The 23,289-nt window shown below is 43.8% G+C and carries 13 protein-coding genes and 1 pseudogene; 7 read left to right on the top strand and 7 right to left on the bottom strand.

Going from position 1 to position 23,289, the window contains the following annotated elements:
- The first annotated feature begins 152 nt into the window (after positions 1-152).
- Together holA and V7K45_RS31410 are read left to right on the top strand one after the other, a co-directional pair.
- Positions 153-1,142 carry a DNA polymerase III subunit delta gene (gene holA, locus V7K45_RS31405; RefSeq protein WP_335009668.1) on the top strand — a complete coding sequence of 330 codons (990 nt, stop codon included), beginning with the start codon at positions 153-155 and terminating at the stop codon, positions 1,140-1,142.
- A 109-nt stretch (positions 1,143-1,251) separates the two neighbouring features.
- Positions 1,252-1,740 (top strand): DUF4168 domain-containing protein, encoded by a 489-nt coding sequence (locus V7K45_RS31410; protein WP_335009669.1) that lies wholly within the window; start codon positions 1,252-1,254, stop codon positions 1,738-1,740.
- Between the two features lie 513 nt (positions 1,741-2,253).
- On the opposite strand, the gene V7K45_RS31415 is transcribed toward V7K45_RS31410, so the two are convergent.
- Together V7K45_RS31415 and V7K45_RS31420 are read right to left on the bottom strand one after the other, a co-directional pair.
- Positions 2,254-6,279, bottom strand: coding sequence for a PAS domain S-box protein (locus V7K45_RS31415; RefSeq protein ID WP_335009671.1), 4,026 nt, complete (start codon positions 6,277-6,279; stop codon positions 2,254-2,256).
- Between the two features lie 186 nt (positions 6,280-6,465).
- Positions 6,466-8,865, bottom strand: a complete 2,400-nt coding sequence (locus V7K45_RS31420) for a glycoside hydrolase family 31 protein (protein ID WP_335009673.1) — start codon at positions 8,863-8,865, stop codon at positions 6,466-6,468.
- A 478-nt stretch (positions 8,866-9,343) separates the two neighbouring features.
- Here V7K45_RS31420 and rsgA point away from each other — a divergent pair, with 478 nt between their 5' ends.
- On the top strand, positions 9,344-10,405 hold the full coding sequence (rsgA, locus tag V7K45_RS31425) for a ribosome small subunit-dependent GTPase A (protein WP_335009675.1): 1,062 nt from the start codon (positions 9,344-9,346) through the stop codon (positions 10,403-10,405).
- A 525-nt stretch (positions 10,406-10,930) separates the two neighbouring features.
- Here the strand turns inward: rsgA and V7K45_RS31430 are convergent.
- From V7K45_RS31430 to V7K45_RS31440, 3 genes are all read right to left on the bottom strand, one after another.
- Positions 10,931-11,938, bottom strand: coding sequence for an aldo/keto reductase (locus tag V7K45_RS31430; protein WP_335009677.1), 1,008 nt, complete (start codon positions 11,936-11,938; stop codon positions 10,931-10,933).
- A 390-nt stretch (positions 11,939-12,328) separates the two neighbouring features.
- Positions 12,329-13,387 (bottom strand): NAD(P)-dependent alcohol dehydrogenase, encoded by a 1,059-nt coding sequence (locus tag V7K45_RS31435; RefSeq protein WP_335009679.1) that lies wholly within the window; start codon positions 13,385-13,387, stop codon positions 12,329-12,331.
- 16 nt (positions 13,388-13,403) lie between these two features.
- The gene (locus V7K45_RS31440; RefSeq protein ID WP_335009681.1) at positions 13,404-13,814 is read right to left on the bottom strand and encodes a (R)-mandelonitrile lyase; all 411 of its coding nucleotides are present in this window, start codon (positions 13,812-13,814) and stop codon (positions 13,404-13,406) included.
- Between the two features lie 302 nt (positions 13,815-14,116).
- Here V7K45_RS31440 and V7K45_RS31445 point away from each other — a divergent pair, with 302 nt between their 5' ends.
- The gene (locus tag V7K45_RS31445; RefSeq protein ID WP_335009853.1) at positions 14,117-15,100 is read left to right on the top strand and encodes an AraC family transcriptional regulator; all 984 of its coding nucleotides are present in this window, start codon (positions 14,117-14,119) and stop codon (positions 15,098-15,100) included.
- Between the two features lie 1,235 nt (positions 15,101-16,335).
- The gene (gene nifH / locus V7K45_RS31450) at positions 16,336-17,226 is read left to right on the top strand and encodes a nitrogenase iron protein (RefSeq protein WP_335009683.1); all 891 of its coding nucleotides are present in this window, start codon (positions 16,336-16,338) and stop codon (positions 17,224-17,226) included.
- 162 nt (positions 17,227-17,388) lie between these two features.
- Here the strand turns inward: nifH and V7K45_RS31455 are convergent, their stop codons facing one another.
- Together V7K45_RS31455 and V7K45_RS31460 are read right to left on the bottom strand one after the other, a co-directional pair.
- Complete coding sequence (locus tag V7K45_RS31455) at positions 17,389-17,685, bottom strand: hypothetical protein (protein ID WP_322669940.1); 297 nt, start codon at positions 17,683-17,685, stop codon at positions 17,389-17,391.
- 215 nt (positions 17,686-17,900) lie between these two features.
- On the bottom strand, positions 17,901-20,000 hold the full coding sequence (locus tag V7K45_RS31460) for a TonB-dependent receptor plug domain-containing protein (RefSeq protein WP_335009685.1): 2,100 nt from the start codon (positions 19,998-20,000) through the stop codon (positions 17,901-17,903).
- A 792-nt stretch (positions 20,001-20,792) separates the two neighbouring features.
- Here V7K45_RS31460 and glgX point away from each other — a divergent pair.
- The gene (glgX, locus tag V7K45_RS31465; protein WP_335009687.1) at positions 20,793-22,919 is read left to right on the top strand and encodes a glycogen debranching protein GlgX; all 2,127 of its coding nucleotides are present in this window, start codon (positions 20,793-20,795) and stop codon (positions 22,917-22,919) included.
- Positions 22,920-23,058: 139 nt separating this feature from the next.
- Positions 23,059-23,280 (top strand): annotated as a pseudogene (locus V7K45_RS31470) (Uma2 family endonuclease); the annotation flags it as partial.
- Positions 23,281-23,289: the final 9 nt, after the last annotated feature.

Here is a 23,289-nt window from a genome sequence, read left to right on the forward strand (position 1 = left end):
TTGGGAGGAGATGAGGGAGACAGGGGGACAAGGGAACAAGGGGACAAGGGGATAAGGGGGGTAAACAAAACTCTTAACTCCTAACTCTTAACTCAGCACTCAGCACTCAGCACTCCTAATGCCCCATTCTCCATCTACTAAGAGGTTTATCTATGCCAATCTATGTTTACTGGGGTGAAGATGATTTTGCGATGGAAAAGACGATCGCACTTTTGCGCGATCGCGTCCTAGATCCCCAATGGACAAGTTTTAATTACACTGCATTCTCCCCAGATCGGGCTGATGCTGCTATCCAGGCGTTAAATCAGGTGATGACGCCTACTTTTGGCGCTGGTGGGCGCTTGGTATGGCTGATAAACACTACTCTATGTCAGCACTGTCCAGAGAATGTGTTAGCAGAATTAGGGCGATCGCTAAGAGTCATTCCCGAAAACTCATTTTTATTGCTCACCAGCCGCAATAAGCCAGATGAACGCCTCAAATCCACGAAATTGTTAAAACAGTTTGCTACCGAATTCCGAGAATTTCCTCTCATCCCACCTTGGAAAACAGAATTACTGGTGCAATCTGTTAATCAAGCAGCTCAGATAGTGGGCGTGAAACTGACTGCCAATACTGCCCATTTATTGGCAGAAGCGGTAGGGAATGATACACGGCTTCTTTACAATGAGTTAGAGAAATTACGGCTATATGTCCAAGATAGCAATCGGCCTTTAGACACAGATACTGTTACGAAGTTAGTAAGAAATACTACTCAAAATAGCTTACAATTAGCAGCAGCAATCAGAACAGGAGATACAGCTAAAGCTTTGACAACACTGGCAGATTTGAACAATGCTTCCGAGCCGGGGTTACGGATAGTTGCAACACTGATTGGACAATTTCGCACCTGGCTGTGGGTGAAGATTATGATAGAAAGTGGGGAACGGAATCAACAAGCGATCGCTATTGCCGCTGACATCGGTAATCCTAAACGAATTTACTTCTTACAGCAAGAAATTAAGCTGCTTTCTGTGCAACAGTTAATCTTTTGCTTACCCCTACTGCTGGAATTAGAGGTTAGCCTTAAACAAGGAGCATCAGAATTGTCAACACTCCAGACTAAAGTCATCGAACTTTGTCAAGTATGCCGAGGAAATTGACAATCAAATATAAAAGCTCGAACTATTGAGTAGTTCCTGGAACTTCCAACTCTGAAAATAATTCAAAGTTCTTATAATATCCCTGATGTAGTTTCGTGTCATACACTATATGAAGAAAATTTCTGATTTATTTTTCCGAACTAGCCGAAAGCGAACCCTGTCGCGATCGTTATTTTTCGGTGCGATCGCTACTGTGAGTCTTATTTCTAACGGTTTTTCATTAAGTTCTAAAGCTAACGCTCAAACTCCAGCACCAATAGTTAATAATACTGAAATCGACAGTTACGCTCAAGCCGTGCTAGCAATGGAGCCAGCCCGTCAAAATGCTTTTGAAGAAATTAAAAAACTTATTGGTAATGGAGAGATTCCCCAGATTGTCTGCAACGATTCTAATAGCATAAATGGTCTTCCAAAGAAGGCTCAAGATATTGCAGTCAACTACTGTAACCACGCTCAAAAAATTGTCGAAGATAATGGTTTAAAATTTGAACAGTTCAACAAAATTACTATAGAACTACAAAATAATACTATCTTAAAAAGGCAGGTTTACAATACGCTCTTACGCCTGCAACAACCTCAACCTCCTGAATCTCGTTAAGTAGAAGGGCTACTTAAATCCAAGCACGTAGTATGTAAGTGGCTAAGTACTATGGCAATCATACTAATTATTCGGACATTATCGCAGTCCTATTTGATTTATGAAAAATATAAATAAGGCAACGAACCGCTTTCTCTAGGAGACACTATGTTAATGCGTAGTGTCTCCTAGAGAAGGATGCAAAGGGAAGAAAGAGATATATAATTTTCACAAATGATTTAGGACTGCTACATATAAAAAATTTTGAGATTAGAAAAAAAGCTCGTAAAACATAGGGGAAAATTTAATTCATATTCCCCAATGCCCCATTTCTAAGTCCGTCCTAATACTGTTCGGTTAAGGCAAGAGACGCGATGAATCGCCGTCTCTACAATAGACCTCTTGGCATTTGTGCTTTTTGCATTCTTGGGGAAAAGGGTAAAGGTTAAAGGGGAAGGGGACAATACAGAACCTTTTCCCTTTAACCCTTCCCCTTTTCCCGACAAATGCCAAGAAGTCTACTGATGTCGCTGACTAAACAGAGGGGGGCGGAGGCAGAGGGGCAAAAGAGCCGAGGTGGGCATTCTTCAGAAGTGGTAGTTTGACGGTAAACGTCGCTCCTTGTTCTTTACCTGGGCTATCTGCGCGGACAGTACCGCCATGTAATTCTACTAAATGACGGACGATCGCTAATCCTAGTCCTAATCCACCATAGATTCTAGTGCTAGAACTATCAGCTTGACGAAAGCGATCGAAAACATAAGGAAGAAAATCAGGACTGATACCAATGCCTGTATCAATCACTTGAATTTGGGCATATTTATCCGTTGTCTGTTGTTTTTCTTGTCCACTAACCACTGACAATCGCAACTCTACTCTTCCGCCAACGGGTGTAAATTTGATGGCATTGGATAGCAGATTCCAGATGATTTGTTGCAAGCGTTCGAAATCGCCGGAAACTAAATATTGAGAATTTTCACTCGGCTTGCTGTCCTCTGAATGTTGATTGGTTTGGAATTGTGCTGCTGGAAATTCGAGATTTTCGTGATTAACTCCTAATTCCCAATCGGAATTTGGCATTACTTTTGAGGAAATTAGGGAAAATCTCAAATCGATTTCCTTGGATTGGGCGGCTAAACTAACAGTCTTAATGGCTGACTCAATGATGGGAACCAAATTACAAGTACGGACATCGAGGTGTAACTTGCCTCTAACCATCCGCGATATATCCAGTAAGTCTTCAATTAGCTGGGTTTGCGCCTTGGCATTGCGCTCAATTGTCTCCGTTGCTCTAGCCATTTGGGTATCACTGAGCTTGCTTCGTTGCAGTAATTGCGCCCAGCCAAGGATGGCATTGAGGGGCGATCGCAATTCGTGGGATAATATTCCTAGAAACTCATCCTTCATCCGGTTGGCTTCTTGTAACTGCTCAGTTTGTTGTTGTAAAGAAGCAATTAAACTAGCCCGTTCCATTGCGATCGCTATTTGGTCGCATACTGCTTGCATCATCCCTTTTTGATTGTCGGTGAAGCTTAACCGAGTGCGGCTGCCAAAAGAAAGAGTACCCAACAACCGTCCTTGGGCAATTAAGGGATATGCATAATAAGCAGTAATATCTAAAGAACGAATCAATTCTGTTTTCGGGTCAATTGATTGCTGCACATTCTCTAGAGCAATTGCACAACGCTCCTGGGCGACAGTCCCACAAACTGCTTCAGCAAATTCCAAGGACTCGATTTGGTTTGCTATCTCCTGGGAAATGCCACTGTAAGACTCTAGCCGCATTACCTGAGAGTTATCCTTAACCAAATAGTTAAAGTAAATATCTAAACCAATTTGGTCTCTTAGTTTTTGGTAGACGCTATCTATTAGTACTACTGGTTGCTGACTCGATAGTAAATCGTTGGCTGTGTCAAATAGTAGCTTTAGCCTTTTGTAACTTAATGAGAGGGCTTTTTGTGCATCCTTGAGGTTGCTGATTTCTTGGAACACTAAGATACAAGTAGCCGGATGACCGTGCATTGCTGGCAAGGTATCGGCAAATACTAGTAGAGAGCGCACACCAGCCGGAGTATGCCAGTCTACCTCCAATCCATTCAGGCGTTCGCCACGGGCAACCCGCACTCCTGGCATCAGTTCATTGGGGATGCGATCGCCAGCGGCATCTGTATAGTAGTAAACTCTGTGATAATCTTCGGCGGGTATACCTTTGGGAAATTCGCCCCCAGCTAATTCGTCAGCAGAGCGATTGGCAAAAGTTACCCGCGCCGTTCCTGGTTCAATAAACAGCAACGGTCTTGGCATCAGATTTAACACATCTTCTAGCCATTTTTGCTGATTTAGGAGTACTTCTTCTGCCTGTTTGCGCTCCGTAATATCTAAAAATGCACCAACGCTTCCTCTGGTTTTACCCTCTTCGTCAAACAGGGGTGCAACGTACTCCAACAAGTTGACGATTTTGCCATTTTCATGGACGACATCGAGTTCACAATTGAGAACCTCGACACCATGAGCAGCAGAATACTGCATTGGGAGTTCTTCTGTTGAAAGTTCCCTTTCCTGGCGGTAGATTTTAAAGCTTGTCGGTTTTTCGTCCAAGGGAACGGTAAGGGAAGCATTTGTATTTGACGATATCCCCAACTGCTTGGCAAAAGCAGGGTTGACCTTAATATTTTGGCATTTTGGATCTTCGGCAATGCCTATTCCAATCGGAATTACCTCCAACAAAGTTTGTAATTCAGTAATGCGGCGCTGTAGATCCCTGTTTAGCTGTAAGATTTGTTCCTGGGTCTGCTTTTGCTCGCTGATGTCGCGAGTCACAGTTGCTAAGGCAATTGGCTGACCTGTTTTGTTATCTATAACAGTGAAGACGTTGTAATCAACTGGTATCGGCTGACCTGTTTGGAGATGCCGGAAGCAGAATTCTCCCTGCCAGCGCCCTTCTGATAGTACAGTCGGCAGTATATATTTTTGAAAATAGGCTTTGTCTTTGGGCATGAAGTAATCTAATACTGCTTTTTGCCTCACTTCATTAAGGTTGGCAAACCCTACCAACTTTTGACCTGCATCATTTATGTAGAGTAATTGACCTTCAAGGGTGGCAATGCCGATAAAGTCAGAGCTATTTTCTACCAGCAATGCTAATTTTTGTTGTTCTGCTTCTGCTTGTTTGCGTTCGCTCAAATCGAGGATAAAGGCTACTGACTCTTCGCGGTTTTCTCCTAGCAGCACGTAACCAACTAAAACCGGGATACGGCTACCATCCTTGCGAATAAATTCTTTCTCGTAGGGCGTACAAGCAGCGTTGGTATTTCCTTGTGCTTCAGCGATACCTTGCTCGTCCAAGTATAAATACTCTGGTGGTGTGATATTACGCCAACTTAACTTACCAGCTACCAAATCCTCCCGCGCATAACCAATCATCCTCAAGAATTCGTCGTTTGCCTGCTGGATACCGCCATACACATCGCTAAAGAGAATACCGATGACGTTAGCATCTACAAAACTCCCTAGTTTAGCTTCGTAGGTTCTCAGTGCTTCTTGGGCAAGGTCGCGTTGATAACTGAGGCGTTCAATAACCCTGGCACTTTGCCAAATCAAAATAGTAAAAATTACAATCACAACGATCGCAAACACCGATACTGCAAATGCCGGATCGTATTGTCCTGCCCGTTGACCTTCAACAATTATCCATCCCAATATAAAAGGTACTGCGATCGCGGCAACTAGTAAACGACGTGCAAGTAAGCCGCCGTAACTATCACTTGTAACTACCCTCATTAAGCCATGTTCTGCCCGCGCCCACAGAATACCTATACTTAGTAAGAGGAACAACACCGCTGTGTGTAACGCCATTGATGTTGTATAAGGGGCGAGTCCGTAGAGAACTTTCACTTGGTAGGCATAGCCCATCAGCGCCTGAAAGGAAATTAAAGTAGCAATCAGAGCAATAATTTGGGCATACCAATAACTGCGGTGGCTTTTTAGATGAATCTGAATCTGTAGGGCAACACTGACCAGGATAAAGTTCAGTGCTGTATTCACCCCCATTCGCCCCGGATGCGATGTCGCCATACTAGTTTGCAAATCACGAAACACCAGTTCGTCAATACCGAGATTCCAGCCGAACAGATATTGACCAAGGGTGAGCGCTGCAATTGTTGTGACAGCTATTGCACAGACCTGAGAGATTAGAAGAGTAGGGAAATGGGTAAATAATTTTGAATTTTGAATTTTGAATTTTGAATTGTTTCCCCCTGCTCTCCGGTCACTGAGCGTAGCCGTTGGCGCAGCTTCTCGTAGAGAAGTGCTGCTCCCCTGCTCTTCTTTGAAAAATAGCCACAGTGACATACCACTCAACACAAAACATAACGCCGTGTTGACTTTCATCGTGGCAGGACTACCAGGGAAGCCGCGCTTAAGAACTTCAATGCCAAGACACCAGCCAACTAATACCAAGCTACCAACAAAAACAGCGATCGCACTTGCGACTCTTGCCACAAGTGCATTTGTAGAGATTTTAAATCTATCTTGCAGTCGCAAGCGGTTAACATTTAACATTGAGTGTTCTCTAACCGCATCTATCTAGCGTGGTAAACTTACGTATTTCTTACGAGCTAATCATTGATGTTCTTTGTATTGTAGGTTACACTTTAGCTAGTTTTTCATCTACCTCTATGCATATTTTTTCTTGCATAATTTAAAGTAGGAAATAATGGTGGCTCAAAAACCACCTTTACCAGTATTTCAGAATTGTAGGCTATGTGGCTTACCGTCATCTTGAAACCGTTGCTCTCCAACACCAACAAGTTCTACAATCACTTCGCGTGTTGGAGGTGTCCACTTTCCAACTCTTGCTGCAATTTCGACTACTGTTTGGCTTGCCTGAGTAAATACACGGATGTTTGTTATTGAGTGGTTATTATCTTGATACTTGCTTGTCTGTCCATCATCTTCAAATAACTGATATTCGTTGTTACCAGCCCATATTCGTAACCGAATCTGGTCGAGTGGCGATTCATCAACGTATTGGCTAACAGGTTGCATAGGAACGATCGCACCGCTACGGACATACAGTGGCATTCTTTCTAATGGTGCATGAGCAAGAATGTGAATCGGGCCTTCATAGCGATCGCCACTCCACCAATCATACCAAGTGCCAGCGGGTAAGTAGACAGCTCGATGCTCAACTCCAGGGCGGTAAATTGGTGCAGCCATCAGCGATGCACCTAGTAATACTTGATCGTAGAGGCTATAGGTTTTCGGATCGTTGGGGAAGTGGTATAATAGTGGTCTTAAAATCGGTGCGCCCGTTGTTGCCGCTTCCCAGAAAAGACTATAAATGTAGGGAAGTAATTGGTAACGTAGATTAATGTATTCTCGGCAGATATTTTCAACGCGATCGCCAAATACCCAAGGTTCATGACGAGCAGTAGACATTGCCGAGTGACCGCGCATCAATGGGTAAAGCATTCCTACCTGCATCCACCGAGCGAATAATTCAGCAGTGGCGTTACCAGCAAATCCGCCAATATCGCAACCCACAAACCCCACACCCGAAAGTCCCATATTACAAAGCATCGGCAGAGACATTTCTAAATGCTCCCACAACGATTGGTTATCCCCCATCCACACAGAAGACCAGCGTTGCACACCAGCATAACCCGATCGCGTTAACACAAATGATCGCTCTGAACTTCGATGCCGTTGCAACCCTTCATAGCAAGCTTTAGCCATCATCAACCCATACAAATTATGCACTTCCGTATGATTAGACGTAGATAAATTCTCCCCTGCTCCTCTGCTCCCCTGCTCCTCGGTCACTGAGCGTAGCCGAAGTGCTGCTCCCCTTCCCCCCTGCGGCGCATCTAGAGGAAACCAAATCTTTTCCCCATCATCGCCGAAAGGGCGATCGTTTATGGCAGGTTCATTCATATCATTCCAAATTCCTGCTACACCAATATCAGTTAGGCTTTTGTGTAAATCAGCCCACCAGTTACTCACATCAGGACGTAAAAAATCAGGAAAAACAGCTTTCTCAGGCCAGACGTAGCCGTGGAACAACGTACCATCAGCTTTACGCACGAAATAGTCGTTTTCTATGCCTTGGTCAAAAACATGATAATTACCTTCTGGTTCATACTTCACACCAGGATCGATAATTGTGACTGTTTTGAAACCATCCTCTGCTAAATCACTAATCAGTTTTGCCGCATTGGGGAAACGTTGAGGACTCCAAGTAAACACTCGATAGCCCCGCATATAATCAATATCTAAGTGAATCACATCGCAGGGAATCCGGCGTTGACGAAATTCCTTTGCTAGTTCCCGCACAACGGTTTCTGATTCGTAACTCCAACGGCATTGATGATAACCTAGCGCCCATTTCGGCGGTAATGGCATTCTTCCAGTTAGCTGAGTGTAAGTCTCCAGGATTTGGGCTGGTTCAGGGCCGTAGATAATGTAATAATCCAATTCACCGCCACGAGTTTCCATCTTCCAAATACCTGGTTGTTCAGCACCGATATCGAACTGACTCCAAAAAGTGGTGTTGAAAAAGATGCCATAGCTTACCTGCGGACGCAAAGCCATAAAAAATGGAATTGCCTGGTACATTTCATCAGTCAGTGAATCATAATCTAAGGCATCCGTTGTCCAGTTAGTTTTTACTTCGCTGAGTTTATCCAGAAAGCCTGTACGTTCGCCAAAGCCATAGAAATGTTCGTCGGCTGCAATTTCCTTCCACCCGGCAACTGCGCCCATCCGCCAACCTATCCCCATCTCTGCATCTTGAGCAAAGGGACGATTAGCTTTGTCAAAACAGGTGATGCGACATTTTTCCCGCTGAACGCACACACGAATATATTCTGTTTCAATTTCGACCGTTGCTTCAGTTTCCCGCACTGCAAAAGGTGTTATTGACCATTCTGAATCATCCAACGTCACTGCCCAAGAGCGACGAGGCATAAATTCTCCAGTTTGTGCGAAACGCACGCGGATTAAATTCGGAGTAAGTATGCTGATGGTAAGGCGTGAGTCGCCACAGTCAAAATTAACAATATTATTTTCCCAGCTTACAGCTTTTACATTGCTAACAGTTGTCCAAGGTTGGTTTGTGGTGGGTAGTTTTCCGAAATATTGCGGCATATCAGTTATTTAGCAGGTAAACACTTATCCGCATTCATGATTACAGAGATACTCAGCCTCAAACTCTTTCTTTTGCTAGAAGTTGGTGAAAGATCAGCAGATATTTTTTACCAAGATTATTTTTATAATGTGCAAACTTGTGCATTGGTATTGCAAGACGCGATAAATCGTGTCTCTACATCAGGGTTCAAACCGGATAATTTAAACGAATTTTCTGGAATAAGCTAATGTAGTAATGGAGATTATTTACTGTAGTACAGAAGGAGGACGAACTATGACTGAGTTGCTAGCAGTCCGGGTTACTTTGACCATCCCAACTCAAAGAACGCAAGGCGCAGAGATTCTGTTCAGTCCTCTTTTCTACAGGAATGAAAACTAGAATTCACAGACATTCTGGTGCGGAGAGTTCTCCTGCATAGAAATGTCTTCCTCTGTGGAACCTTGTGCAAAACAAGTAGCACACATCGAGGAAACATCAATGAATTTGGATTATTTAGGCTGGAGTGACTTTTTTGCTCGCAGCTTTGAACCCTATCGCTTACAAGGATTTAGCGTTGGTAGGGTTGCTATTGAATACAGAAATACTTACACCCTCTATAGTGAACAAGGGGAACTTTCAGCAGAAGTTTCAGGTAAATTGCGGCATCGTGCTTCTCAACCACAAGATTTTCCCGCCGTTGGAGATTGGGTTGTGATTAGTGTCAGAGAATCTGAAGGACGAGCCACTATCAACGAGATTTTACCCAGGAAAAGCAAATTTTCTCGCAAGACGGTGGGTAGTAAAACAGAAGAGCAAATTGTTGCAGCGAATATTGATACAGTCTTTTTAGTCTCAGGGCTGGATGGCGATTTTAACCCAAGAAGAGTAGAGCGTTATCTGATTCTGGCTTGGGAAAGTGGTGCAAATCCGGTAATTGTGTTAAACAAAGCAGATTTATGCAATTCTCTAGAAGAGTATTTAATACAAGTAGAAGCAGTTGCTTTGGGTGTACCAATTGCAGTTTTAAGTGCCACCAATCATCAAGGATTGGATGCCTTAAAACCTTACTTGCAACCAGGACAAACAGTTGCTTTGTTGGGGTCTTCTGGTGTTGGTAAATCCACCATCACCAACCAACTGCAAGGTGCATCTGTGCAAGTTGTGCAACCAGTACGGCAAGGTGATGACCGAGGTAGACACACAACAACTAATCGTGAGTTGATTTTGCTCTCTACTGGCGGATTAATTATTGATACTCCAGGAATGCGGGAAATCCAAATTTGGGCAGGTGATGAAGGTTTGCAAGAAACTTTTGCAGACATCGAAACCTTGGCGCAAGAATGCCATTTCCGCAATTGTCAGCATAATAACGAACCGGGTTGTGTCGTGCAGCAGGCTTTGACTGACGGAGAACTTGATTATTCCAGGTTTCTTAGCTACCAAAAGTTACAAAAAGAACTCGACTACCTGACCCGCAAACAAGACCAGAGGGCGCAATTAGCTGAGAAAGAAAGATGGAAGAAGATTCATAAATCTATGCGAAATCATCACAAGCGTTAGTTGCACAGGTGTCAGTACAGAATGGCACTAAGAAAAGGTAAATATGTCGAGGCAGTGAGGGGGTAGCATTTCTCTACGAGACGCTGCGCGTAGCTTGCTTCCACGTTCGCGCAGCGTGCCGTAGGCAAGTGGTACGGCTACACTAGTAGTTCGCCAAGTGAACTTGGCGGGGTAAAGGGGAAGGGGGAAGGGGGAAAGGGTTTAAATCCCTTACCCTTTTCCCTTTCCCCTTTCCCCAGTCCTCACTTAGCATTTTTGGGTTGGCAGACTACTAGACTTCTTGGCATTTGTCGGGAAAAGGGGAAGGGGAAAAAGTTCTGTATTGTCCCCTTCCCCTTTAACCTTTACCCTTTTCCCTCTCTTGCAAAAAGCACTTTTGCAAGAGGTCTACTCTGTTACCGAGGAGCAGAGGAGCAAACAAGAGGATGGGGAACTTTTGAGTAAAGTGCTTTGTTACAAACTCTTTCCCCTCTGCTCCTCTGGAACCCTTACGCTGCCTACTATACGGCTTAACTTAGTGTTGGTTCAACGACCGGTCATTTGCTCCAGTTTTTCGGGATACCGAGCGCCTTGCACCGCGATCTTGGAGGCGGCGGCATCGATGTCACGCAGATCGTCGGGCGTGAGTTCGACTGAGACTGCCCCGATGTTTTCGTCCAAGCGATGCAACTTCGTGGTGCCTGGAATCGGAACAATCCAGGGCTTCTGTGCCAGCAGCCAGGCGATCGCAATTTGAGCCGGGGTCGCCTGCTTCTGTTCGGCAATGCTGTCAAGCAGATTAATCAGAGCTTGATTTGCCTTGAGAGCCTCCTTAGTGAAGCGAGGCAGGGTGCTGCGGAAATCGGAACTGTCGAAGGTTGTGCTTTCGTCCATCTTGCCAGTGAGAAAGCCCTTGCCCAAAGGGCTGTACGGGACAAAGCCGATTCCGAGTTCCTCCAGGGTCGGTATCACTTCCTTTTCAGGAGTCCTCGTCCACAGCGAGTATTCGCTCTGGAGAGCCGCGATGGGCTGAACGGCGTGGGCGCGACGGATCGTTTGCACTCCTGCTTCCGAGAGTCCAAAGTGCTTCACCTTACCCTCCTGAATCAGTTCCTTCACTGCTCCTGCCACATCTTCAATCGGCACATTCGGATCAACCCGGTGCTGATAAAGCAAGTCGATTGTTTCGACCTTGAGTCGCTTGAGCGAAGCCTCAACGACTTCCTTAATATGCTCCGGTCGGCTATTCAATCCGGGTGAACCCTTCATCCCACGGGGATCGGAATTCGGACTGATGTCGAACCCGAATTTGGTGGCAATCACCACTTGGTCGCGGAAGGGAGCGAGGGCTTCACCCACAAGCTCTTCGTTTAGGAACGGGCCATAGACCTCGGCGGTGTCAAAGAATGTAATGCCGCGATCGACGGCAGCCCGAAGCAGAGCGGTCATCTCTTGCGTATCTTTGGGCGGGCCATAAGAAAAGCTCATTCCCATACAGCCAAGCCCGATCGCCGACACTTCCAGATTGCTGTTTCCAAGTTTTCTTTTTTGCATGATTTCTCCTTTAAGGGCAGTTCAAAGCCCTGTTCTAGAATGTTCGCCGGATGGTTAAAGCTTCCATCCAATACTTGTCGGTTAAGGGGAAAAGGGAAAGAAAAAATCTTTAACCTTTACCCTTTAACCTTTTCCCCAAACCCAATGCTGAGTTAAAAATGCAAAAACCGAGCAGTATTGAGCTTCCATCCACCTTTCTACGGTGTAGCTTGAGGCATTAAAAATTAGAACGATCGCTCCTGTTACCCCAGCGAGGGCAGAGATAGAAGATGTAGAGCAGCACGAACAGCCAGGGTAAGACCAGCGCAATCACAGTGGCGATCGCATAAACCATCGGCCCTTGCCAAGTTCACGCTTGTGCATGGTTACTCCTTCTAAAGGCTGACTCAGTTATTCAGATTTCAGAGATGCCATATCAATTACAAAGCGATATTTCACATCGGACTTGAGCAGGCGATCGTAAGCTTCGTTGACTTTTTGAATGGGGATGACTTCAACATCGGCAGTGATGTTATGTTCGCCGCAAAAATCGAGCATTTCCTGGGTTTCAGGGATGCCGCCAATGCTGGAGCCGGAGAGACTGCGGCGGGCCACGATCAAGCTGAATGCTGCAACATCCAGGGGCTTTTCGGGCGCACCGACTAGGGTGATGTTGCCATCGAGGCGGAGCAGGTTGAGATAGGCGTTAATGTCGTGTTTGGCAGAGACGGTATCGAGAATAAAATCGAAGCTACCAGCGTGCTTCTGCATCTCGTCAGCATTGCGGGAGACGACCACTTCGTCGGCACCGAGACGAAGCGCATCTTCAGTCTTGTCAGGCGAGGTGGTGAAGACGACGGTATGGGCACCGAAGGCATGGGCAAACTTCACGCCCATGTGACCTAACCCGCCAAGACCGATCACACCAACCTTCTTGCCCTTGGTGATGCCCCAGTGACGCAGAGGCGAATAGGTTGTGATCCCAGCACAAAGGAGCGGTGCAACCCCAGCGAGATCGAGGTTGTCTGGAACTCGCAGAACGAAGCGTTCATCGACAACGATGCTATCGGAGTAGCCGCCATAAGTGACGCCTCCAAGGTGCTTATCCGGAGAGTTGTAGGTGAGGGTCATGTTCGGACAGAACTGCTCGAGACCCACTTTGCAATGAGGACAGGTTCCATCTGAATCAACTAAGCAACCGACTGCGGCGAGGTCGCCAGGCTTGTACTTGGTGACTGCCGAGCCAACCTCAGTGACCCGTCCAACAATCTCATGACCGGGAACGATTGGGTAGGTCGTGGACATGAAATCGCTCCACTCGTTACGCACTGCATGAAGATCGGAGTGGCAGACGCCACAGAAGAGAATTTCGATCTGTACGTCACGATCGGTTGGATTACGCCGCTTGATGGTGTCGCGGGCTAATGGTGATGTTGCACTAACTGCGGAATAAGCTTTCGTATTGTACATGAATTGATGGATGCTCCTAGTTGTTTACATTTGGTGTCTGGTACTGCTCGTCACTGACCTTTTCCAGCCAGTCCACGGGCTTGCCGTCGAGCCATTCCTGAATGGCGATGTGCGTCATTGCTGTGGTTGCCGTAGCGCCATGCCAATGCTTCTCACCCGGCTCGAACCAGACCACATCCCCCGGACGAATTTGCTCGATCGCTCCGCCCCAACGTTGTACGAAACCGCAACCAGCCGTGACAATTAGGGTTTGTCCTAACGGGTGGGTGTGCCATGCAGTTCGGGCACCCGGCTCGAAGGTGACACTGGCACCAGACGTGCGGGCTGGCTCGTGTGCCTCAAACAGGGGGTCAATGCGTACAGTGCCGGTAAAATACTCGGCTGGCCCTTTGCCGGAAGGCTGTGAGCCACTTTTTTTGATATCCATTTCTTAATTCCTTCATTTGATGCCATTTCGGTGGCTGTCCCAATCGTAGAAATTGAGCATTTATCGCTTCTCTATAAATAGGGATGGATTTTTTACAAAGCAAGGTTAGCCTTGATGCTGTTTTGGTTGTCAGTAGGCGAGTCTCTTACCCAATCAAAACTGAGTTTTTTCTTGAATAAAAATCCAGACGCTTGCAAGAAGCCGGAATCGATTTTTATTGCTTTAGTTCAATCTTAGGCATTTTGGAGGACAAGTAATAAAACAATCGTCTAAGATTGTTGTACAATCCTGCAAATTTAGAAATGAACGCTGCCAAAACGAGTGAAAAGTCCGATATCGATTTAATGAAAGACCCGCAGGCAAAGCGCGAGGCAGACAGAGCGCAAGCTAACAGAGACGAACTGAAAGAGCGGATTGCCCAGGCTATTGGTCATGATGGGACGATTGAGCCGCTCAAAGGTTTGCACTTCAATCGATCCTCCTCGCCTTCGGAATGCGTTCATAGTGTCTCTATCCCTGCCTTTTGTGCGATCGCTCAGGGCAGCAAAGAAGTTCTTTTGGGTAGCGATCGCTATCAGTACGACCCGATGCATTATTTGCTTGCTACGGTCGAACTACCAATTGTCAGCCAAATTCTGGAAGCGTCCAAGGCACAACCATACTTGAGCCTTCGCCTCGATCTTGACCCCACCCTCGTTAGCTCAGTGATGGTCGAGGCAGGGTATCCCTCATCCCGCAGCCGTGCTGATGTGAAAGCGATTGATGTAAGTCCGTTGAATGCAAATCTGTTGGACGCTGTGGTGCGGCTTGTCAGGCTTTTAGATTCCCCTGCTGAAGCTCATGTTCTCGCACCACTGATTAAGCGGGAAATCATTTACCGACTCCTGATGGGAGAGCAAGGTAATCGGCTCCGTCATATTGCAGTTCTGGGTGGCTACACTTACCACATCGCCAGAGCCGTCGAGCGACTTCGTAAAGACTTTAACGAGCCGATCAAGATTGAAAGCATCGCCCGAGAGCTGGGAATGAGTGTATCGGGCTTCCACCATCACTTCAAGTCTGTCACTGCCATGAGTCCCTTGCAGTACCAAAAGCAACTGCGCCTCCAGGAGGCTCGCCGTCTGATGCTGGGGGAGAAGCTTGATGCTACCAGTGCTGCCTACCGAGTGGGTTATGACGATGCCTCGCATTTTAACCGGGAGTATAAGCGGCTTTTTGGTGCGCCACCGATGCGCGATGTGGAGCGGCTGCGAGAAGCTGCTAGGGAGACTGCTAGTTCAATATGATGACAAAATTTTTGACTGCAAAAATAAGAATTTCTGTTTTCTTTTTCAAACATTAGTTTTAAATACTTTTATCAAATTTCTAAAAGTATCTAATTGCACATATCGGCTATGATAAATAATTTCATTAACTAGCTACTAGCGAGGGTGTAACCTATGACTATTAAAGGTTCTAAGGATAATCTTCTATTAAATAGATAAATAATTTGAGATTCGGCAAATTAATTAGTGGGATGTATGTTATGGTTTTTATAGGAATCAAACAAGTGAAAACACAAAAAGACTTCAAGACAAGTTTGAGGCAAGCTCAAGAAAGTTTTTTTGCTCTGGTAAGTCCCCTTCAATTAGCTACATCTTTTTTTAACGAAAATCTAAAACTAGATTGAGTAGGATAGTAGCCTTTGTAACAACTTGAAGTCAATCAAAATTTATCTGGGTACGAGCCAATAAGAGTTGGCTAACCTAGCTAGAGCATTACCCGCTAAAGGCATTACTCTTGGAGTCTGGGAAGAAAGACTCTTAGTACAGCCTGACAATTCAATAGAAATACAGAATATTTACTAACTTTGTTTTGCGGAAGTAAACGTTTTCAACCGCAAACTAAGTTGAAGCAGTTGCTGACTTTTGGAACGAAAACTTCAAGCAGAATGGTGTCTTTCCATAATTTCTAGGAATTTAGCCATACTGTCAAAAGTCGCCAAGATATTATCTCAGCCGGAGTATCAGATGTTGTCTGTGCAGGTATTATATTACTGCACTGGTAGCTACCACTTTTAGGCTGGAATTTATCTTGCTGCATCAATCACGAAACGAGAAGCGCTATAGATTTTCTTGGTTACTTGACATCAGCAAAATCACACAAGTTGTAACAACCATTTAAGAGTGGATTGCAATTTGGTTGGTTGTGTGGTTCAAGGAACAAATCTGCGTTCATTTGAATTCCTGCTGCAACCACTCTTGAGGCTTGAGCAACCATTTGGGATTCGTTACAACAACTGATAATGCTGAAGTCATAGTTTCAAAGGCTTCGTTATTAAGAGATTAGATTTATCTATCTCTTAAGCCATCATTTCGTGGGTAAATATGTTCTGATTTTAAATGTTTTTGCCAGGATGCGATGTGTAGCAACAAGCCGCTATGCGTCAACGCCAATAGGCTCTACTTCCCTACGACGCCAAGGGTAAAAAACTACATCAAGCTTACGATTCATCAACTAAATCATTGTAGGAAACACAACCATGACTGACGAAAAGATTAGACAAATAGCTTTCTATGGTAAAGGCGGTATTGGTAAATCTACCACTTCTCAAAATACCCTTGCAGCAATGGCTGAAATGGGTCAGCGCGTCCTGATTGTCGGTTGCGACCCCAAAGCTGACTCTACCCGTTTGATGCTACACAGTAAAGCTCAAACAAGTGTTCTTCAATTGGCTGCTGAACGCGGTGCTGTAGAAGATATTGAACTCGAAGAAGTAATGCTGACCGGTTTCCGCGATGTACGTTGTGTAGAGTCTGGTGGTCCTGAACCTGGTGTGGGTTGCGCTGGTCGTGGTATTATCACCGCTATCAACTTCTTGGAAGAAAACGGTGCTTACAAAGATGTTGATTTTGTAAGTTACGACGTTTTGGGTGACGTTGTGTGCGGTGGTTTCGCTATGCCTATCCGTGAAGGTAAGGCACAAGAAATCTACATCGTTACCTCTGGTGAAATGATGGCGATGTATGCAGCTAACAACATCGCTCGTGGTGTTCTCAAATATGCTCATACTGGCGGTGTGCGCTTGGGTGGTTTGATTTGTAACAGCCGTAACGTTGACCGGGAAATCGACCTAATCGAAACCCTGGCAAAACGTTTGAACACCCAAATGATTCACTACGTACCTCGTGACAACATTGTGCAACACGCAGAATTGCGCCGCATGACTGTTAACGAGTATGCACCTGACAGCAACCAAGCTAACGAATATCGGACATTAGGTACAAAGATCATCAACAACAAGAATCTGACTGTCCCCACACCTATCGAGATGGAAGAGTTAGAAGAATTGTTGATTGAATTCGGTATCCTTGAAAGCGACGAAAATACCGCAATGCTAGTTGGCAAAAGTGCTACTGAAGCACCTGTTTAAAGTATTGCTAAGTAAATAATGGTTTAGGGTGGGCTGCTGCCCACCTTTTTCCCAATGTTTGCATTTCTTTGTTTGAATCCTTAATAGAAATATATAGCGAGTAATCATTTTTAACCAGAAGTGGGTAAAAGATTTGTTAGCAACAATGACAGCTATACATCCCTACTCCCAAGTGGAAACATCTCGCAACAAATTAGGAATTTCTCCTTGAGATAAGGGAAACTCTAGTAAAGTTTCTCTAATACCCAAATATCCTGATTCAGCAAACGATAAAAGCATTCGTGAAAGCGCTAGCCAAACCTCCGGTTCGTATTCCCAATCACGATAACGTGAAGCTTGACCAGCTATTGAACGTAATGCCCAAAAATAAGAGTTTCTCACCACCGAACCACCCTTTTTAAACTCTGGTAAATCTTCGTGGTGGATAAAAAGTATTTTATTTTCAATTTTGGCTCTCATAACAATTTTAGATTTTAGATTAAAAGTAAATTTTAAGTAGGGTCATAATGGCTTTAGCTTAACGCACTGTGTTGTACGGTGGTGCGTCGCCTTTACTAAAAAAATGCTGTCAAACCTAACATTTTATCCTTATAGGAAAGTGAGGTTTTCCAAATCATGTGACAAGACATAAGAATGTAGAGACTTGGCAACGATAAAATCTCTACATTGAATACCTAAAAATTGGCGGTTAAACCCACACGAAAAGTAAATCCAGGGCTATATATGCGATTAACTCGCTCATATTGCTCACCCAGTAGATTTTCTAAGTAAACTGTTAGTCCTAAATTGCTAGTTAGAGGTATACGCCCGCTCAAATCTAAATTCACGAAAGATGGTGCAAAATCTGTAGGCTTGTCAGTAGAGTTAGCGAAGATGGATCTGCGAGCGCCACTATTGTAGGTAACATACAAGTTAGCCTGCCAACCTGAATTTTGATAACCCACACCAGTTTGCAGTACAGAGTAGGGAATCAAACCTAACTGCAAACCTTTCTCTGTCCCTGTTTTTATTTGGGCATCTGTATAAGTATAGTTGAGGAAAGTTGACCAGCCAGCCGCAATTTTTAATTGCAATGCAGCCTCTAAACCATTGGTATCTACTAATCCAATGTTTGTCCATTTTCCAGCGATAACTCCCAAGCGATCGCCTATACTACTACCAAAGTAAGTAAACTGTCCAATCAGATTTTCTGAAAAACTAACATCTACTCCCACAGTCCAAGTTGAGCCAATTTCTGGCCTTAAATCAGGATTAGGTGCCCAACCATGAACTGTATCATAAACATACAACTGATCCAACCCAGGATTGCGTTGTCCCCCTGCCCAACTTCCACGCACTGCTACTATTGGTGTGACTGCATAACGTAAACCAACACTAGGGTTAAGATAATTTCCAAATTGGCTGTCAAAGCTTTGTCTTAGCCCTAAATCTATCAGAAAATTATCGCTAATATTCCAAGTGTTGACAGCAAATAAAGCTGTATTGAACAAACTTCGATCTTCCTTTTCGTTTTCGGCAATCCTAGTAGGATCTGTACTCAAAACATCACCGATCAAATCGGTGTTTTTTAAATCTAATCCCCAACGCAATTTATTATTGGCAGCAATTTTCCACTCATGATCGACTCTGGCTGTGAGTTGTTGTGTATCTAAAGACCCTCTACGATAAAATGATGCTCCTGTAGGGCCGTAAGTGCTGAAATAATCTTGGTTATAACCAATTGAGGTTGTGAGGTTAGAGCTTTCGCCATTACCTAGTCGAGTTTTCCAAGATAAGCCAACATTTAAACCATCGTGGTCTAACCTATCTCTTTGCAGAGGAAACCCAAAATAAATTAAGCCACGACGACTGCTGAGTGCAGTAACATCTAAATTCAAAGAATTTTTCCGATCTAAATCTAGTCCAATGCTACCAAAGTATGTACTTGTAGCTGTATCTGCATTCGATAAAAATCCCTGTTCGTCACGATTGGCTGCACCTACAGGGACGCGGTAACGGTTATCTGTAAAGAATCTTTCAAAGCTAAAGTTGTACTTGACCTTATCAGATGAACCACCATAAGTCACTTGTTGATTATTTAAATTCAATGAGCCGAATTCTGCACTAGCACTGAATTTAGGTTTGCCATAACCTTCTTTGGTGATGATATTGACAACTCCTCCAAAGGCTGAGGAACCAAATAAAGCGGAGGCGGTGCCGCTATATAATTCCACTCGTTCAATCGCCTCTACAGGAATACTATTTAAATCAGTTCCACCATGATAAATATTGACATTAGTGTTAATTTGTCTACCATCAATCAGAAATACAGACTGATTAATTGAGGCTCCCCGATAGTATGTACCTGTGTGAATATCTGCCCCATGACCTACATCATTGATTGCAAAACCAGGCATTCTTTTCAAGATATCGGCTAAACTTGCAGCACCCTGCTTTTTAATTTCTTCTCGATCGATTACGTAAGTTGGAGTAGATTGGGGTAGGTTGTCTGGTTCTGCGATCGCTTCTATAGAAATGTCTGCATCATCGCTCGGAGTTTGCTCTGTTTCTGGTTGAGTTTCTTCTGGATTAACTTCAATCGGTACAGATTGTTGAGATAATAATTCGGCATTAGTGACCGGTAACTCAATTTCACTCAAACTCGGAATATCTGAAATAACTTCGGTTGATTTATTAGTATTTCTCTGCTCAATTTCACTCTCAACCGCATAACTAGGAGACGCTATCAGTAAACTCGGTAAAGCAACTGTTAGCAACAAAAAATCCTTTTTCACGTTCTCTTTCACACCAAGTAAAAACAGTCACTACGTAGCATTGTTGCTGTAATAGTAAAATCGTGTCAAAAGACACGCTGTCATATTTCTACAGAGCGGATGAGACTGTTTGTCAATTTACTATGTGTTAAACTCTAGAGCGATCGCATTTAAATAATCTAGAAGGGGATTTGACCTAGATGATTTGGAGCCATGTAAACAGCCACCTTGCGGAAAACTGTGGCAACAGTGAGAGTTTAAAACCCTTACTTTTTAGCGTTAACGCATCCTAACGCAAGCATCGCTTTACTAGACTTCTTGCATAAGTCGGGAAAAGGGGAAAGGGGAAGGGGAAAAGGTTCTGCAAAAGTCCCTTTCCCCTTTAACCTTTACCCTTTTCCCCCTCTTGCAAAAAGCACTTTTGCAAGAGGTCTACTGAAGCAGATTGCGCGGCGTGTCGCAAACAGCGCAGTTTTCCTTCAGTCTGTTAAGTAGGTCGGTGTGAATATTTATCGTTTGGATGAGGCAGGAGGCAGGAGGTAGAAGGCAGGGAGAAAGAGGGTTTGAGTCTATTTAATTTTTATTAACATAGTTTGGTTTTTCCACATCGTTCTACTTCCCCTCTACATTAATTTTCTAACTTAAGGAATAGAGATTTTATTACTAATGATAGAGTAAACAATATTATTTTTAAGTTAAATTTTAATGTTATTGATTCTAAAGAATTATTAGTAACTCTTAGATTTTAACTAATTATTCAAAAAAGTTGAAATCAATAATATTTGTCGAAAAACTAATATTCAAGATTTACTTATGTATGTAGCTTTATGGCCGGGAAATGTATATCCTTTAGGCGCAACTTGGGATGGAAAAGGGACAAACTTTGCTTTATTTTCGGAAAATGCAACAGGGGTAGAGCTTTGTTTATTTGATAGCGATGACGAAGAAATTCGTATACCCTTAACAGAAAAAAACAATTTTGTTTGGCATGGTTACTTACCAGGAGTTGGCCCAGGTCAAAAGTATGGGTTTAGAGTGCATGGGATGTGGGCACCAGAAGTAGGTCATCGATTTAATTCAAATAAACTATTAATTGATCCTTATGCTAAGGCAATTGACGGTGAATTTAGTAACGATCCAGCTGTCTTTGGCTACTCTCTAGACGCTGAGGAAAAAGACTTAGTTTTTTCGGAACTAGATGATGCCAAAATAATGCCCAAGTCTGTTGTGGTCGATCAATCTTTTGATTGGGAAGGCGATCAACTGCTTGCTACGCCTTGGTATAGAACTGTTATTTATGAAACTCACGTCAAAGGTTTTACTAAACTACATCCAGATATTCCAGAAGAATTGCGCGGCACTTATGCTGGATTGGCACATCCGGCTGCAATTCAACACTTACTGCAATTAGGAATTACGGCAGTTGAGTTGATGCCAGTACATCATTTTCTATCTCATCCGGGACATTTAGAAGATAAAGGATTAAGCAATTACTGGGGCTACGATTCCATCAACTATTTTGCTCCCTATTCTAGTTACAGTGCTAGTGGAACTGTGGGAGAACAAGTTACTGAATTCAAGCAAATGGTCAAAGCACTACATTTTGCCGGAATTGAAGTGATCTTAGATGTAGTCTACAACCACACTGGCGAAGGAAATCATTTCGGGCCAACGCTATCTTTGCGAGGTATTGATAATTCTGTATATTATCGTTTGGTAAAGGACGATCCTCGCTACTACATGGACTTTACAGGCTGCGGTAACTCTCTGAATGTGCGTCATGCTCAAGTTCTGAAGTTAATCATGGATAGCCTGCGCTATTGGGTAACAGAAATGCATGTAGATGGCTTCCGCTTTGATTTAGCCTCAGCGCTGGCGCGGGAATTATATGAAGTAGATAACCTATCAGCTTTCTTTGATATTATTCATCAAGACCCAATCTTGGCAGATGTGAAGCTGATTGCTGAACCTTGGGACTTAGGAGAAGGAGGCTATCAAGTCGGGAACTTTCCACTGCGTTGGTCTGAGTGGAATGGTAGATATCGGGATACAGTCAGAGATTTTTGGCGTGGTGTAGATGATAGTTTAGGACAATTTGCCTACTGTTTTACCGGTAGCCCTGACCTCTATCAAACAAACGGGCGCAACCCAAATGCAAGTATTAATTTTATAACTGCTCATGATGGTTTCACGTTAAATGATTTGGTCAGCTATAACGAAAAGCATAATGAGGCAAACGGGGAAGATAATAGAGATGGTGAAAGCCATAATAGATCCTGGAATTGTGGTGTAGAAGGCGAAACCGACGATCCAGAAGTAATGCGTTTGCGCGAACGGCAACGACGAAACTTTTTAGCAACCCTAATGCTATCTCAAGGTGTCCCAATGCTATTAGAGGGGGATGAAATTGGCTGTAGTCAAAAGGGAAATAATAATGTTTACTGCCAAGACAATGAGATTTCTTGGCGACATTGGGATTTGCATAAAGCGAACTCGGATTTACTAGACTTTACACGCGAACTAATTAATTTTCGCCATCAGCATCCAGTATTCAGGCGACGTAAGTGGTTTCAAGGCCGCCCCATTCACGGTTTAGGTATTAATGATATTGCTTGGTTTAATTCTGATGGCAGTGAAATGACTGAGCAGCAGTGGCTAGTTAGTTATGCCAAAGTAATGGAGATTTTTTTGAATGGGCAGGGAATTGCTACTCCAGGCGATCGCGGTGAGCGGATTATCGATGAAAGTTTTCTGCTATTTTTTAACGCTCACTACGAGTTAATTGACTTTGCTTTGCCCCATGAATTTCAAGATAAGGTATGGGAGATAGTAATTGACACTAATGAACCTCGCTTTTTAGACCGAGGAAAATTAGTTTCAGGTTCTCAAACTTTACCAGTCACAGATCGCTCTCTGATGGTATTACGCCTTCTTAGTTAGCAATAACAAAAGAAAAAGAGACTTAACCTTATAGAAAAATATATTTTTCTATAAGGTTACTATAATGCTTCAACGATTTCAGCAATATAAAGAATTTCAATCAATAAATCATTGATGTCTTCAAATAATTGATTATTTATACTGGATTGTAGACTATGCTGCTTTAGGCGGTAGGCAATTTATTGGCAACCCTAAACAACCAACTATCTCGCTTTACACCTTAATTGAGGGAGAATACCAAGTCAGCCAGTTTCAAGGTAGCGATGCCTGCGGCGGTAAACTACGCATTATCTCACCTCTTTTCCCAGAATTAAACTTAACCGTCGAACAGATTTTTCAAGCTGGTGGATACCCTGTATAGTTATTACAG

Origin of the sequence: Nostoc sp. (assembly GCF_036917375.1) — a bacterium.
Classification (GTDB): Bacteria; Cyanobacteriota; Cyanobacteriia; order Cyanobacteriales; family Nostocaceae; genus Nostoc.

Bases quoted from the DNA above. Each gene is read 5' to 3' on its own strand.
- V7K45_RS31445 (WP_335009853.1), top strand. From the start codon at position 14,117: ATGAACGCTGCCAAAACGAGTGAAAAGTCCGATATCGATTTAATGAAA.
- V7K45_RS31415 (WP_335009671.1), bottom strand. From the start codon at position 6,279: ATGTTAAATGTTAACCGCTTGCGACTGCAAGATAGATTTAAAATCTCT.
- glgX (WP_335009687.1), top strand. From the start codon at position 20,793: ATGTATGTAGCTTTATGGCCGGGAAATGTATATCCTTTAGGCGCAACT.
- V7K45_RS31410 (WP_335009669.1), top strand. From the start codon at position 1,252: ATGAAGAAAATTTCTGATTTATTTTTCCGAACTAGCCGAAAGCGAACC.
- V7K45_RS31420 (WP_335009673.1), bottom strand. From the start codon at position 8,865: ATGCCGCAATATTTCGGAAAACTACCCACCACAAACCAACCTTGGACA.
- nifH (WP_335009683.1), top strand. From the start codon at position 16,336: ATGACTGACGAAAAGATTAGACAAATAGCTTTCTATGGTAAAGGCGGT.
- V7K45_RS31440 (WP_335009681.1), bottom strand. From the start codon at position 13,814: ATGGATATCAAAAAAAGTGGCTCACAGCCTTCCGGCAAAGGGCCAGCC.
- holA (WP_335009668.1), top strand. From the start codon at position 153: ATGCCAATCTATGTTTACTGGGGTGAAGATGATTTTGCGATGGAAAAG.
- V7K45_RS31455 (WP_322669940.1), bottom strand. From the start codon at position 17,685: ATGAGAGCCAAAATTGAAAATAAAATACTTTTTATCCACCACGAAGAT.
- V7K45_RS31435 (WP_335009679.1), bottom strand. From the start codon at position 13,387: ATGTACAATACGAAAGCTTATTCCGCAGTTAGTGCAACATCACCATTA.
- rsgA (WP_335009675.1), top strand. From the start codon at position 9,344: ATGAATTTGGATTATTTAGGCTGGAGTGACTTTTTTGCTCGCAGCTTT.
- V7K45_RS31430 (WP_335009677.1), bottom strand. From the start codon at position 11,938: ATGCAAAAAAGAAAACTTGGAAACAGCAATCTGGAAGTGTCGGCGATC.